The organism is Demequina soli, assembly GCF_000971195.1.
GTDB lineage: Bacteria > Actinomycetota > Actinomycetes > Actinomycetales > Demequinaceae > Demequina > Demequina soli.
The window spans coordinates 49,849-64,426 of the sequence record NZ_BBLZ01000003.1 but is presented as its reverse complement, the minus strand read 5'-3'; the positions used below and the strand labels follow the sequence as shown (position 1 = coordinate 64,426).

Sequence of the window (14,578 nt, the reverse complement as noted above, 5' to 3'; positions counted from 1 at the left end):
CGCGGGCCGTGGTGCGCCCCGCGCGCCTACTCGACCCAGCGGTTCGTGATCGGCAGGCGGCGGTCGCGGCCGAACGCCAGCGCCGTGACCTTGGGGCCCGGCGGGTACTGGCGGCGCTTCCACTCGGCGCGGTCGACCAGCCCGACGACGCGGTCCACCACCGCGGGGTCGAAGCCGCGCGCGAGCAGCTCCGCGCGGCCCTCGGCGTGCTCGACGTACGCGTCGAGCACCTCGTCGAGCAGCTCGTAGGGCGGCAGCGAGTCCTGGTCGACCTGTCCGGGGCGCAGCTCGGCCGACGGCGGCTTCTCGATCGAGCTCACCGGGATCGGCTCGACCTCGCCGCGCGACACGGCGTAGGCGTTGCGCCACCGCGCGAGCTGCCACACGCGCGTCTTGTCGAGGTCCTTCAGGGGCGCGAAGCCGCCGATCGAGCCCGCGTCGTAGATGGTCGCGTAGCCGGTCGCGAGCTCGGACTTGTTGCCCGGCGCGATCACCAGGTGGCCCTCGCGGTTCGAGATCCCCATGAGGATGACGCCGCGCAGGCGCGCCTGCAGGTTCTCCTCGGCCACGCCGGTGAGCGCGAGCTGGTCCTGGAAGGCGTCGACCAGGCGCCCGATGGGCTCCACGCGGTAGTCCGCGCCGATGCGCGTGGCCAGGTCCGCCGCATCGTCCTTCGAATGGTCGGACGAGAACTCGGACGGCATGGAGACGCCGACGACGTTGGAGCCGCCGATCGCGTCCGCCGCGATCGCGGCGGTGAGGGCAGAGTCGATGCCGCCAGAGAGCCCCAGGATCACCGAGCGGAAGCGGTTCTTGAGGACGTAGTCGCGCAGGCCGGTGACGCACGCCCAGTAGGCCTGCTCGTCGTCGCTCTCGCGCGGCGCGATGCCGGACGGGGGTGCATCGTCCCCGGTCGCCGGCACGTCCCACACGATCATCGCGTCGGTGAAGCCGGGCGCGGAGGCGACCACCTCGCCCGCCGCGGACACGATGAACGAGTGGCCGTCGAAGACCAGGTCGTCCTGGCCGCCCCACAGGTTGACGTAGGCGACGGGCGCGCCGACCTCGCGGGCGCGGCGCGCGGCGAGCTCGACGCGGGTGTGGCCCTTGCCCTCCTCGAAGGGCGAGCCGTTGAGGACCAGCAGGACGCGCAGTCCCTTGTCCGCGAGCTGCGCCACCGTGCCGCCGTCCTGCCAGATGTCCTCGCAGATCGCGATGCCCACCGGGGACGATGCGACGGAGACGACGCACGGGTCCTCGCCGGCGGCGAAGATACGGCGCTCGTCGAACACGCCGTAGTTGGGCAGGTGGTGCTTGTTGTAGCGCGCGACCACCTCGCCGCCGCTGATCACCACCGCCTGGTTGAAGGGGCGGCCCGTGCGCGAGACGCCGAGCGTGCCCAGCACCACGGTGAGCGCGCCGAGGCCCTCCGCGGCGAGCCCCGCGGCGATCTCGTCGACCGCGGCGGCGGCCGCGCGCTGGAAGCTCGAGCGGAGCGCGAGGTCCTCGATCGGGTAGCCCGTGGTGGTCATCTCGGGGAACACGACCACGTGGGCGCCGAGCGCGTGCGCGGCACGGCAGCGGTCGAGGATGAGCGCGGCGTTACCTGCGATGTCGCCGACGCAGGTGTTGATCTGGGCGAGCGCGATGCGGAGGTCGGACATGGGTCAAGCGTAGGGGTGGCGGCACGCGGGGGCGGGACACACGAACGTCACACGGATACGGCAAGATGGGCGCCATGGACAAGCAGCAGGAATTCGTTCTCCGCACCGTCGAGGAGCGCGACATCCGCTTCATCAGGCTCTGGTTCACCGACGTGCTGGGCATCCTCAAGTCGGTGGCGATCGCGCCTGCGGAGCTCGAGAACGCGTTCGCGGAGGGCATCGGCTTCGACGGCTCGGCCGTCGAGGGGCTCACGCGCGTGTACGAGGCGGACATGGTCGCGAAGCCCGACCCGGCCACCTTCCAGATCCTGCCGTGGCGCGGCGAGCGTCAGGGCGCGGCGCGCATGTTCTGCGACATCTACACGCCCGACGGCGAGCCCGCGCTGTCGGACCCGCGCCAGGTCCTCAAGCGCACGCTCGACCGAGCGTCGGAGCAGGGGTTCAGCTTCTACACGCACCCCGAGATCGAGTTCTACCTGTTCAAGCAGTTCGAGCGCGGCCAGCAGCCGGTCCCCGTCGACCGCGCCGGCTACTTCGACAACGTGCCCCGCGGCACGGCGCACAACTTCCGCCGCGAGGCGATCACGATGCTCGAGAACATGGGCATCTCGGTGGAGTTCAGCCACCACGAGGCGGGTCCCGGCCAGAACGAGATCGACCTGCGCTACGCGGACGCCCTCACCACGGCCGACAACATCATGACGTTCCGCACGGTGATCAAGGAGGTGGCGCTCGAGCAGGGCGTCTTCGCCTCCTTCATGCCCAAGCCGCTGTTCGAGGCGCCGGGGTCCGGCATGCACACGCACATGAGCCTGTTCGAGGGTGACCGCAACGCGTTCTACGAGGCGGGCAGCGAGCTGGGTCTGTCGCAGGTCGCGCGCCAGTTCATGGCGGGCGTGCTGCGCCACTCGCCGGAGATCACCGCGATCACCAACCAGTACGTCAACTCGTACAAGCGCCTGTGGGGCGGCGCCGAGGCGCCGTCCTACGTGTGCTGGGGCTCGAACAACCGCTCCGCGCTGGTGCGCGTGCCGCTGCACAAGCCGGGCAAGGGCCAGTCGACCCGCGTCGAGTACCGCGCGATGGACTCCGCGGTGAACCCCTACCTCGCGTTCGCGGTGCTGCTGGCCGCGGGCCTCAAGGGCATCGAGGAGGGCCTCGAGCTGCCCGACGGCGCCGAGGACGACGTGTGGGAGCTGTCCAACGCGGAGCGCCGGGCGATGGGCTTCGAGCCGCTGCCCGCGTCGCTGAGCGAGGCGATCGACGCGATGGAGCGCTCCGAGCTCGTCGCCGAGACGCTGGGGGAGCGGGTCTTCGACTTCGTGCTGCGCAACAAGCGCGCGGAGTGGGAGGCGTACCGCGCCCAGGTCACGCCCTACGAGATCGACACCTACCTGTCCGTCCTCTAGCGCGTCGTGAGCGCGCGCGAGGTCTCCTTCACCACGCTGCTGAGGCGGGCGGGGGCGGCCGATCCCGCCCGCGCGGCGGGGCTGATCGACGAGATCGGCCGGGTCTCGGGCATCACGCTCGACGACCCGGCGACCCTCGTGTCGTACCTGCCCGACCCCGACGCGGGCCTGCTGCAGCTGCTGCGCCTCGCCGAGGCGGCGCGCGACGCCGGCCACCTCGACACCCTGCGCCGCCTCTCGACGAGCCGCGCGGGCGCCCGCCTCGCGGTCCTGCTGGGCGGCTCGCTCGCGCTGGGCGACTTCCTCATCCGGCATCCGGAGCTGTGCGCCGACTTCGAGGCGTGGCCCGACGACGAGGGCTTCGACGCCGTCGACGTGCGCGCGCTCCTGCTCGAGGCCGTCGGGGCCGACCCGCGGGACGATGCGCCGGTCGCGGGCCTCGGCGGCGTCGAGGGGGTCGCCGCGATGCGCGTGGCCTACCGGAGGGCCCTCATGCGCGTCGCGGCCGAGGACCTGTTCGAGAGCCAGCCCGCGCAGCTCATGCCGCGCGTGGGTGCCGCGCTCGCCGACCTCGCGGGTGCCGCGCTCGAGGCGGGCCTCGCGATCGCGCGCCACGACGAGCCCGACCACGCCACCACCCGCCTCGCGGTCATCGCGATGGGCAAGTGCGGCGCGAGGGAGCTCAACTACGTCTCCGACGTCGACGTCATCTACGTCGCGGAGCCCGCCGAGGGCGTCGACGACGCGCGGTCGCTGCAGGTCGCGACGCGCCTCGCGGTCGCCGCCGCGAAGGCGTGCTCCGGGATGGGCGTCGAGCCGGCGCTGTGGGAGGTGGACCCGAACCTCCGTCCCGAGGGGCGCGACGGGCCGCTCGTACGCAACCTGGCCTCGCATCGTGCCTACTACGACCGCTGGGCGCAGACGTGGGAGTTCCAGGCGCTGCTCAAGGCGCGGCCGGCGGCCGGCGACCCCGAGGTGGGCGCCGCGTACATCGACGCGCTGTGGCCGCTCGTGTGGAAGGCCGTCGAGCGCGAGGGCTTCGTCGAGTCCGCGCAGGCGATGCGCCGCCGCGTCGAGCAGCACGTGCCCGCCGCGGAGGCGGACAGGCAGATCAAGCTCGGCCCGGGCGGCCTGCGCGACGTCGAGTTCACCATCCAGCTGCTCCAGCTGGTCCACGGCCGCGGCGACGAGTCGCTGCGCGTGCGCGGGACCCTCGAGGCGCTCGCCCGGCTCCGGGCGGGCGGGTACGTCGGGCGCCCCCAGGCGGCGGCGATGGACCGCTCGTACCGCCAGCTGCGCGTGTGGGAGCACCGGCTGCAGCTGCGCAAGCTCACGCGCACGCACCTCATGCCTGAGTCGGATCAGGACCGGCGCATCCTCGCGCGCGCCTCCGGCTTCGCGACCGTCGACTACATGGACGAGGTGTGGACCGACATCCGTCGCGACGTGCGCGCGATGCACCTCGAGATGTTCTACCGGCCCATCCTGCCGGTGGTCGCGCGGCTCAGCGCCGGCGAGGCGAGGCTGGACGATGCCGCGGCCCGGGCGCGCCTCGGGGCGGTCGGCTTCGTGGATCCCGCGGGCGCGTACCGGCACATCCAGGCGCTGACCGAGGGCGTGTCGCGCTCCGCCGCGATCCAGCGCCAGCTGCTGCCCGCCATGATCGGCTGGTTCGCGCAGGGCGCCGACCCCGACGCCGGGCTGCTGGCGTTCCGCCAGCTGTCCGAGCAGCTCGGAGGCACGCAGTGGTACCTCAAGCTGCTGCGGGACTCCGGCACGGCGGCGGAGCGGCTCGCGCGCCTGCTGTCGACCTCCGCGTACGTCGCCCGTGCGCTGCTCGCCTCCGGCGAGGCCGTCACGTGGCTCGACCGCGACGAGGACCTCGCGCCGCGCGACTACGAGCGGCTGTGGGGCGAGGCGGACGCGGTGCTGCGGCGCTCCAACGACGCCGCGCAGGCGATCACCGCGCTGCGCGGGCTGCGCCGGCGCGAGCTGTCCCGCGTCGCCGCCGCGGACACGCTCGGCATGATCAACTCCTCGCACGCGGCGCGCGCCGTCTCCCACAGCGCCGACATGCTCATCGAGGGCGCGCTGCGCATCGCGCGCCACACCGTCGCGGAGGCGCGGGGGCTCGAGGAGCTCCCCATCCGCTTCGCCGTCATCGCGATGGGTCGCTACGGCGGGCTGGAGATGGGCTACCTGTCCGATGCGGACGTGCAGTTCGTGTGGGACGGCGACGCCCCGGATGGACAGGCCATCGCCGTCCAGGTCGCGCAGGAGATCCGCACCCTGCTGCAGAAGGTGGGCCCGCAGCCGCCGCTCGCGATCGACGCGGACCTGCGCCCCGAGGGACGGAACGGGCCGCTGGCCCGGTCCCTCGCATCGTGCACCGAGTACTACGGCCGGTGGTCGGACGCCTGGGAGGCGCAGGCGCTGCTGCGGGCGCGGCCCTGCGCGGGGGACCTCGACCTGCGTGCAGCCTTCGTGCAGATGATCGATGCGGTGCGCTACCCGGTGCAGCTGCCGGGCGCGGCGCTCAAGCAGATGCGCCTGCTCAAGGCCCGCATGGAGGCGGAGCGGCTGCCCCGGGGCATCGACCCGCGCCGCCACCTCAAGCTGGGACCGGGCGGGCTGTCGGACGTCGAGTGGGTGGTCCAGCTCACGCAGCTGCGCCACGGCCGCACCTACCCCGAGCTGCGGACCACCGTGACGATGGACGCGCTGGTCGCGGCCGCGGACCTCGACCTCATCGCGCGCCCGGACGCCACCACGCTGCGCTCGGCATGGGTGCTCGCCACCGACCTGCGTGGCGCGCTGGCCCTGCGCGGCAGCGCGAAGGACACCGACGTGCTGCCCGCCGACATGCGCGAGCTCGGCGTGCTCGCCGGCATCCTCGGCTCGCGTCAGACCGGGCCCGAGCTGGACGAGCGGTACACCCGCAACGCCCGCCGCGCCCGCGCGGTCACGGAGCGGCTGTTCTTCGGGTGGGACGAGGACGCCCGGTGAGGGCGCTCCGCACGGTCGCGTCCGCCGTCCTGATCCTCGTGGGCGCCTCGCTCATCGCGCTGTGGGCCGTGAGCGGGGTGGTCGTGAGCGCGGTCGAGGATGGCAGCGCGGTGCACTCGATCGCGACCCGCGCGTTGTCGGACCAGGAGATCGTCGACGCCGTGGGCACCGCCATCGCCGACGGCGCCCTCACGGCGCTCGCCGACGCGGGCGTCGACCTGTCGCGCCTCGGCCTGGACGACACGGTGCGCGGCTGGATCGAGGACGCCGCCCGCACGGACGAGTTCCGCACTGCGCTCCTCGCGCAGGTGGACGATGCGCGCGCCCAGTTCGCGACCCAGGTCACCGAGCCCGACCGCGCCCCCGCGCCGCTGATCCTCGAGCTCGACGCGGACCAGTACGTGAACTCCCAGATCGCCCGGATCCCGGTGGTCGGCTCGCGCGCGCCCCAGGTGGACCTCGCGCCCATCCCGGTCCAGGTGATGGACGCCTCGACGTTCGAGGACGTCCGCACCGGGTACCACGTGATGGAGCTGGCGCAGCGGTGGGCGCTGTGGGCGGGCATCGCGCTCGTGGTGCTGGGGCTGTTCGTCACGCACCGCGCGCGGTGGTTCGTGGCGAAGGCGGGGCTCGCGGTCGGCGCGATCGCGGGCGGGCTGTGGCTCGTGCTGACGTGGTGGGGCGTCGACGGGATCGCCTCGGTGCTGCCCGGCGGGTCCGGCGGGACCGCGGGGGAGGCGCTCACGCGGCTCGTGACCCAGGACACGGTGGACGCGCTGCAGGCGCGCTTGGGCGTGGTGTCGCTGGTCGGGTTCGCGGTCGCCGCGGTGTTCCTCGTGGTCGCGCTGGTGACGCGGCCGCGGGCCAGGAGGTAGGGCTGCGGCTCGCTGGTGGTGCTCGCTGCTCGCCGCTCGCTGCTCGCTGGCGGTGCCGGTGCCGGCCGTCTGCCGCTCACGGTGCTTCCAGCGTGCCGCCGCCCTTGCCCCGCCGCTGCGCCGATGTCCCCAGCCCCCGACGCCTCGCGATATATGTACATAGCAGGGATGATGCCCGCGAGTGAGTGTCAGACCCTCGTGATGGACTGGTCTCATGGACGCGCAGAGCTTGTTCGACGATCTTCCCGGCGGAGGTCCCGCCGTGGATGGGTTTGCGCACGCGTGTCTCGAGGCGCGGATCGCGGTGGGGACTATGCTCATGGCCGCCTCCCATGACCAGTCCGGTGAGGCGGTCGCGCACCTGAGCGGGGCGGCGCAGCTGGCCCGTGAGGTGGACCTCGTGCTCGCGCGTGAGGCACGCCGAATCGAGGTCGACTCCGATGTCCCCGGGGGCGGGGTGGCGAAGCTCCATGGCTACCGCTCGGCCGCGGACCTGGTGGCCTCGATCATGGGCGCCACGCGCGCCGAGGCCGTCAGGCTGCTCGAGGTCGGGCGAGCCCTGGAGGAGAGGGAGCACGCCGGCGACCCCGACCCCGATCCCAACCCTGACCCGGACAACGACCCCGACCCGGACGACGACCCCGACCCGGACGACGACCCCGACCCGGACAACGACCCCGATGCGGATGATCCGGATGATCCTGACGAGGATGATCCGCCGGCTCCGAGGCAGCAGCAGCCGCGCTATCCGGTGGTCGCCGAGGCCCTCGCGACCGGCCGGATCTCGACCGACTGCGGCTCCCAGATCATCGTGATGCTCGATTCGCTGTCCGAGGACGTCGCCGAGTCCGCCAAGCAGACCGCCGCTGCCGAGCTGGTGGAGCGCGCCGTCGGGATCGACGCGACACGGTTCGCCAAGATCGTGGGCCGTTTCAAGGCCGCTCTTGATGTCCAGCAGCACGAGCGGACCATGGCCCAACGCCGCCGGTCACGCTTCCTGAAGATGTGGCGCAACCGGGCCGGGATGCTCGTCATCAACGGTGAGCTCGACCCCGAGAGCGCGGCCCCGTTCCAGCACGTCATCGACACACTCACGCGCAGGGCTATGCATGCCAGCCAGGACAACCCCGGCACGGATCAGCGCACCATCGAGCAGATCCGTGCCGACGCCCTGACCGACGCATGCCACCACGCCATCGGCTGCACCTCGACCGACCCGCTGAAGCCCACCACCACCCTCGTGGTGCGCGCCCACGCGACGGACCTCACCACCGGCACCGGGCTGGCCGAGATCGACGGCTGCCCCCTGCCCATCGACATCACCACCGCGCAACGCATGACGTACGCCGCGATCCTCGCCCCCGCGCTGCTGTGCGACAAGGGCGAGCTGCTGAACCTGGGACGCAGCGTCTACCCCTTCACCCGTGCCCAACGCATCGCGCTGGGCGAAAGGGACGGCGGGTGCGCGTTCTGCTCCGCCCCGCCCGCCTGGACCCAGGCGCACCACATCCGCTACTGGGGCCACGGCGGCCGCACCGACCTGTCCAACGGCGTCCTTCTGTGCGGCCACTGCCACCACGTCATCCACGACCAGGGCTGGCAGATCCGTGCCACCGCCACCGAGGTCTGGTTCATCCCACCAGCCTCCGTCGACCCCACCCGCACCCCCCGCCAAGGCGGCAGGGCACGCTTCGGGACACCGCGACCCGCGCTCTTCACCGCCCCCAGGCTCGACGAGCCCGGCGCGCCACCGGGTCGGCACGACCGCGGGGAGAGCTCCGCCTAAGGGAGTTGCGGCACGGGGGTCCGGTGGTTCGCCGGTATGGCACTGCCACGGCGGAGGCGCGTGCACCCGAGGCGTGGCCTCGATGCGCCGTCGGCCAGGTCAGCCGACGGTGGGAGCGGGGCGCTCGAGCAGGGGCGACAGCTCACGGCTCGACAGGGCGCGGGAGGCCTGCGCCGCACCGGCCTCGAGCGCCTGCCACAGGGCGTCGCCCGTGAGCTGCGCGGCGCCGCCCACATGGAGCGCGTGCGCCAGCACCCCGGCCGCGAAGGCGTCGCCGGCGCCGTTGGGGTCCACCACCTCGACCTTCGGGGCCTCGACCCGTGCGAACGAGCCGTCCGCACCCACCGCGATGGCGCCGCGGGATCCCAGCGTGCAGATGGCGAGGGTCTTGCCACCCGCGACAAGGCCGCGCAGGTACGTCGACGGCCCGGCGATCCGGTCGCCGTTCATCACCACCACGTCGGCCGCCTCGAGGAACGGCCGGTGGTACGCCTGCTCGCCGTCGTAGTCATGGACGTCGACCCACACCTCGCGCGCGAGCGCCGTGACCTCGGGGATGAGGGCGCGCGACAGGTCGGCGAGGTCGAGGAATACGGCCCGGGCCTCGCGCAGCGCCTCGCGTGCGGTGGCCCGGGCGCGCCGCATCTCCTCCACGGCGACCGCGCCCGCGGCCTGGAGGTAGATCGACACGCGCTCCCCGCGCGGCGACATGAGGTTGAGATGGCGTTCCGTGGGGCCGTCGGTGAGCACCGCGCGCACCTCCACCCCGCAGCGGCCCAGCGCGGCGACGAGCTCGGCGCCCACAGCATCGTCCCCTCGGGTGGTGAGCAGCGTCGTCGCGACGCCCGCGTCGACCAGGTGCAGCGCCTTGCCCGCGGAGGTGCCGCCCATCACCTGGACGCTGCCGCGGGCGAACGTCGTGTGCGGCTCGGGGCGGGGGAGGGCGTCGAGGGACACGATGAGGTTGTCGCTGGTCGGTCCGATGACCAGGACCTCGCCGTCAGTCACGGCTGCCCGGGGCGACGGCGGTGGAGCGGCGCACGGTGAGGTCGTAGGGCAGCGGCAGCGCGGCGCGCTCCGCGGGACGGCCCGTGAGCTCGGCGAGAAGCGTCTCGGCGGCGAGGCGGCCCTGGTCCACGGGGTTCTGGTCGACCGTGGTGAGCTCGAAGAACGATCCCAGCTCGTGGCCGTCGATGCCGACCACGGACAGGTCCTCGGGCACGCGGAGCCCGAGCGAGCGCGCGGCGAGGATCGCGCCGATGGCCATCTCGTCGGAGGCCGCCACGATCGCGGTGGGCCGGAGGCGCGGGTCGCCCAGCAGGCGCAGCGCCGCGCGGTGGCCACCCTCGATGGTGAAGTCACCGACCGCGCGCAGCGACGGATCCGGCTCCACCCCCACCGCACCGAGCGCCGCCTCGTAGCCCTCGCGGCGGTGGGCCGGCATGTGGAAGTCGAGGTGGTCCTGCTCCTCGCCGCCGATGAACGCGATGCGGCGGTGCCCGAGCGAGGTGACGTGCTCCGTGGCGAGGCGTGCGACCGCGTGGTCGTCGAGACCGAGCGTGGTCACCCCCGCGAGCGGGCCGCCGAGCCCGACCATGGGCTTGCCCAGGTCGTGCAGCCGGCGCAGCTCGGCGTCCGTGAGCTCCACCGAGACGGCGATGAAGGCGTCGACGCGCTTGCGTGCGAGGAACTCGTCGAACAGCCGCCGGCGCCGGCGCGGATGCCGCGTCGTGTCCTCGAGGTGGTAGAGCGTGAGGTCGTAGCCGCCGTCGGTGAGCGCCCGGTGGGCGCCCTTGAGGACGCTCGCGTAGTACCAGGACCCCAGGATCGGCATGACCATGCCGATGTTCCTGGTGCGGCCCGATGCCAGGGACGATGCGGTGGCCGAGGCCACGTAGCCGAGCTGTCGCGCGGCCTCCTCGACCTTGCGGCGGGTGGCGTCCGACACCGTGCTCTTGCCGGCGAGCGCCCGGGACACGGTGGCGGTGGACACGCCGGCCAGCGCGGCCACACCCTGGATCGTCGCCACCCTCGGTCCCTTCCGTCAGGCCCCGTGTCTGCGGGAATCCTACTCGGGCACCCGCACCCACACGGTCGCGTCGGCGGGCAGCGCGCCGTCCTCGAGCGCGTGCGACGCGACGAGCACCTCGCCCTCGATCGGGAACGGCTCGCCGGACACGTTCGCGACCACGCGGACGCCGTTCGCGACATGGACCAGCACGCCCGACGGGGAGCCCTCCCACGTCACCGTGCCGGTGCCCGTGCCGAGGCCGTGCGACCGGCGCAGGCGCAGCGCCGCGCGGTACATCTCGAGCGTGGAGCCCTCGACGCCCAGCTGCGCGTCGCGCGCGAGCGTGCCGTACACCGCGGGCTGCGGCAGCCACGTGTCGCCGGTGGGGGAGAAGCCGTACGCGGGGGCGTCGGCCTCCCACGGCAGCGGCACGCGGCAGCCGTCGCGGCCGTACCTCTCGCCCTCGGTGCGGTGCCACGTGGGGTCCTGTCGCGCATCGTCCGGGATGTCGATCGCCTCGGGAAGGCCGAGCTCCTCGCCCTGGTAGAGGTAGGCGCCGCCGGGCAGCGAGAGCATGAGCAGGGAGGCGGCGCGGGCGCGGCGGATGCCCTCCTCGATGTCGGGCAGGCCGGGGGAGCGGGGGCCGATGCCGTGGCCCTGCGGGGTGTCCTTGCCCAGCGCGAGGCGCGTGGCGTGGCGGATCATGTCGTGGTTGGAGAGCACCCACGTGGACGGGGCGCCGACCGCGGCGAACGTGTCGATCGACGCGTCGATGACGGCGCGCAGGTCGGCCGCGTCCCAGTGCGTCTCCATGTAGCCGAAGTTGAACGCCTGGTGCATCTCGTCGGGCCGCACCCAGTTGGCCATGAAGTCGAGCGGGTACACCCACGCCTCGGCCGCGAGGATGCGCTCGCCGGGGTAGGTGTCGAGGATCGCGCGCCAGCGGCGCCACACCTCGTGGACGCCGTCCTGCGCCCAGTACGGCGACTGCGTCGCCGCGCCGCCGCCCATCGAGGCCTCGTCCTCGTCCTGGACGAAGTCGGGCAGGCCCTCGGCCTTGATGAGGCCGTGCGCCACGTCGACGCGGAAGCCGTCGACGCCGCGGTCGAGCCAGAAGCGCAGCACGCCGTCGAACTCGGCGCGGACCTCCTCGAGCTCCCAGTTGAAGTCCGGCTGCGAGGTGTCGAAGATGTGCAGGTACCACTGGCCGGGGGTGCCGTCGGCCTCGGTCACGCGGGTCCACATGGGGCCGCCGAAGACCGACTCCCAGTTGTTCGGGGGCAGCTCGCCGTGCTCGCCCTTGCCGTCGCGGAACACGAAGCGCTCGCGCTCGGGCGAGCCGGGCGCGGCCGCGAGGGCCTCCTGGAACCACGGGTGGTCGGAGCTGCAGTGGTTGGGGACGATGTCCGCGATCACCTGCAGCCCGAGGCCGTGGGCGCGCTCGACCATCGCGTCGAAGTCCGCGAGCGTGCCGAACAGCGGGTCGACGTCGCGGAAGTCGGACACGTCGTAGCCGGCGTCGCGCTGCGGCGAGCGGTAGAACGGCGACAGCCAGATCGCGTCGACGCCGAGGTCCGCGAGGCTGTCGAGCCGCGAGGTGATGCCGCGCAGGTCGCCCACGCCGGTGCCGTTCGAGTCCGCGAACGAGCGGGGGTAGATCTGGTAGATCACGGAGGAGCGCCACCACTCCTGGTCGGCGTGGATCGCGGGGGCGGCGGCTGCGGCGTCGGTGTGGGCCACGGTGTCCTCTCGGCTCTCGTCGCGCCGGATCTCGGACGCGTGCGGACCCGCCTCGCCGTCATCTGCGAGGCGGGTCGGCGCCCAATGTAAGCGGTTGCATGCCGCCGGGGCAAACCGGGCGGCGCCCGCCTCGGCACTCCCGGCGGCGCGGCCCGGAATCACCCGGCACACGTGGTTGTTGCGTCACCTATCGCGCGCCCGCGCGCCAGCCCCGAGGAGTGAGATGACCGCGATCTGCCCCAGCCGCCGTCGCAGCGACGCGGCCCCGCTCGAGCCCGCCGACGCATCGTCCACCCCCGGGCTCGAGCCTGCGCCCGCCGCGGTGCGCACCGCCGTCACCGTCCCCCTGCGCTTCGCGGACGGGTTCGCGACCACGGGCAGGGTGATGACGTTCGCGGGCCTCGCCGACGGCCGCGAGCACCTCGCGATCGGCCTGGGCGACTGGGAGGGCGCGCTCGCCCGCGCGGCGGCCGGCGGCGAGGCGCCGCTGGTGCGTCCGCACTCCGAGTGCCTCACGGGCGACGTGCTGGGCTCCGAGCGCTGCGACTGCGGACCGCAGCTGCGCGAGGCCGTCGAGCGCATCGCCGAGGCGGGCGGCTTTCTGCTGTACCTGCGCCAGGAGGGCCGCGGGATCGGGCTGTATGCGAAGCTCGACGCCTACGCGCTCCAGGACGCGGGCCTCGACACCTACGAGGCCAACGTCGCGCTGGGCCACGGCGAGGACGAGCGCGACTACACCGCGGCGGCCCAGATGCTGCGCGCCGTGGGCGTCGACCGCATCCGGCTGCTCAGCAACAACCCCGACAAGGCGGCGCAGCTCGAGCTGCTCGGGGTCGACGTGGACGAGCGCGTCCCCACGGGGGTGCACCTCACCGACTCCAACGCCCGCTACCTCGCCGCGAAGGTGGACCACACCGACCACACGCTGGCGCTGCCCGGCCGCGCCTGACGCGCATCCCGCGCGATCCGCCCGCCTCCTGGGAGGATGGAGACCGACCGACGAGGGAGGCGCGCGATGAAGCGGATCGTGGTGTGCTGCGACGGCACGTGGAGCAAGGCCGATCAGGCGCGGCCCACCAATGTCGTGAAGATCGCGCGCGCGGTCGCGCCTACGGGCGCCGACGGCATCGTCCAACATGTCCACTACCTGCCGGGCGTGGGCACCCGGCCGGGCGAGCGGATCCTCGGCGGCGTGTTCGGATGGGGGCTGTCGCGCGAGGTGCGCGACGGCTACCGGGCGATCGCCGCGGAGTTCGAGCCGGGCGACGAGATCTTCCTCCTCGGCTACAGCCGGGGCGCCTACACGGCCCGGTCGATCGCGGGCTTCCTGCGAAACGCCGGGATCCTCCGGCCGGACCAGCTGGGCGCCCTCGACGAGGCCTACGCTCTCTACCGCGACCGCTCCAAGGACACGGCGCCGGGCGAGCGGCGGGCGGAGGAGTTCCGCGCGGCCCACTCGTACCCCGACCTGTCGATCCGCTTCGTCGGGGTGTTCGACACAGTCGGCTCGCTGGGCATCCCCGGCAGCTCCGTGCCGATCGTCAAGTGGTTCAACAAGCGGTGGGCCTTCCACGACACGCAGCTGTCGCGCTCCGTGCGGGCGGCCTATCACGCGCTCGCGATCGACGAGCAGCGCGCCGCCTTCGCCCCGACCCTGTGGGACCTGCCCGTGGCCGCCGAGGGCCAGATCCTCGAGCAGGTCTGGTTCGCGGGATGCCACTCGAACGTCGGGGGCGGCGGCGGCAACACCACCGCGCTCGCGGACATCGCGCTCGGCTGGCTCACGCGCATGGCGGCCGGGCAGGGGCTGGGGTTCGTGGACGATGCGTTCGTCGCGGGCCACCCCGTCGACGCGGGGGAGCTGACGATGGACTTCGCGCCGGACCCGCTCGGGGCCTTCTCGGACTCCCGCCAGGGGCCGTTCAAGCTGTGGCCGCCGTTCATCCGGCCCATGCTGAAGACGCACCACGGCAACGAGAGCCTGTCCTCGAGCGCGGTGGCACGCCAGGCGGCGCGGCCCACCTTCGACCCCGAGAACCTGGTCGAGGCGCTCGCGGGCACCCATCACGTCACCGACGTGTGAGCCT

Annotated in this window: 10 protein-coding genes; 6 read left to right on the top strand and 4 right to left on the bottom strand. The window is 73.3% G+C overall.

The annotated features are described in order from the left end of the window. Positions 1 to 26: 26 nt before the first annotated feature. On the bottom strand, positions 27 to 1,664 hold the full coding sequence (locus tag AOM04_RS06865) for an NAD+ synthase (protein ID WP_062464044.1): 1,638 nt from the start codon (positions 1,662 to 1,664) through the stop codon (positions 27 to 29). 74 nt (positions 1,665 to 1,738) lie between these two features. Here AOM04_RS06865 and glnA point away from each other — a divergent pair, with 74 nt between their 5' ends. The 4 genes from glnA (at position 1,739) to AOM04_RS06845 (ending at position 8,740) form a co-directional block, all read left to right on the top strand. Continuing rightward, positions 1,739 to 3,073: a type I glutamate--ammonia ligase gene (glnA, locus tag AOM04_RS06860; RefSeq protein ID WP_062464043.1), complete on the top strand. Its 1,335-nt coding sequence runs from the start codon at positions 1,739 to 1,741 to the stop codon at positions 3,071 to 3,073. A 6-nt stretch (positions 3,074 to 3,079) separates the two neighbouring features. Continuing rightward, positions 3,080 to 6,079 (top strand): bifunctional [glutamine synthetase] adenylyltransferase/[glutamine synthetase]-adenylyl-L-tyrosine phosphorylase, encoded by a 3,000-nt coding sequence (locus AOM04_RS06855; protein WP_082104465.1) that lies wholly within the window; start codon positions 3,080 to 3,082, stop codon positions 6,077 to 6,079. Continuing rightward, complete coding sequence (locus tag AOM04_RS06850) at positions 6,076 to 6,954, top strand: hypothetical protein (RefSeq protein WP_062464042.1); 879 nt, start codon at positions 6,076 to 6,078, stop codon at positions 6,952 to 6,954. Before AOM04_RS06855 ends, AOM04_RS06850 begins: the two co-directional genes overlap by 4 nt. Before the next feature lie 319 nt (positions 6,955 to 7,273). Further along, positions 7,274 to 8,740, top strand: coding sequence for an HNH endonuclease (locus AOM04_RS06845; RefSeq protein WP_169816421.1), 1,467 nt, complete (start codon positions 7,274 to 7,276; stop codon positions 8,738 to 8,740). Positions 8,741 to 8,839: 99 nt separating this feature from the next. On the opposite strand, the gene AOM04_RS06840 is transcribed toward AOM04_RS06845, so the two are convergent. The 3 genes from AOM04_RS06840 to AOM04_RS06830 are packed head-to-tail and all read right to left on the bottom strand — an operon-like array spanning position 8,840 to position 12,491. Continuing rightward, complete coding sequence (locus tag AOM04_RS06840) at positions 8,840 to 9,748, bottom strand: carbohydrate kinase family protein (protein WP_062464040.1); 909 nt, start codon at positions 9,746 to 9,748, stop codon at positions 8,840 to 8,842. Continuing rightward, the gene (locus AOM04_RS06835) at positions 9,741 to 10,769 is read right to left on the bottom strand and encodes a LacI family DNA-binding transcriptional regulator (RefSeq protein ID WP_062464039.1); all 1,029 of its coding nucleotides are present in this window, start codon (positions 10,767 to 10,769) and stop codon (positions 9,741 to 9,743) included. The genes AOM04_RS06840 and AOM04_RS06835 overlap by 8 nt, the downstream gene beginning before the upstream one ends. Positions 10,770 to 10,808: 39 nt before the next feature. Continuing rightward, a complete protein-coding gene (locus AOM04_RS06830) occupies positions 10,809 to 12,491 on the bottom strand; it encodes a glycoside hydrolase family 13 protein (RefSeq protein WP_062464038.1) in 1,683 nt (560 codons plus the stop codon). A 223-nt stretch (positions 12,492 to 12,714) separates the two neighbouring features. On the opposite strand from AOM04_RS06830, the gene AOM04_RS06825 reads away from it, so the two are divergent. Continuing rightward, on the top strand, positions 12,715 to 13,440 hold the full coding sequence (locus AOM04_RS06825; protein WP_082104463.1) for a GTP cyclohydrolase II: 726 nt from the start codon (positions 12,715 to 12,717) through the stop codon (positions 13,438 to 13,440). A gap of 66 nt (positions 13,441 to 13,506) precedes the next feature. Next, positions 13,507 to 14,574 (top strand): T6SS phospholipase effector Tle1-like catalytic domain-containing protein, encoded by a 1,068-nt coding sequence (locus tag AOM04_RS06820; RefSeq protein WP_062464037.1) that lies wholly within the window; start codon positions 13,507 to 13,509, stop codon positions 14,572 to 14,574. The last annotated feature ends 4 nt before the right edge of the window (positions 14,575 to 14,578 follow it).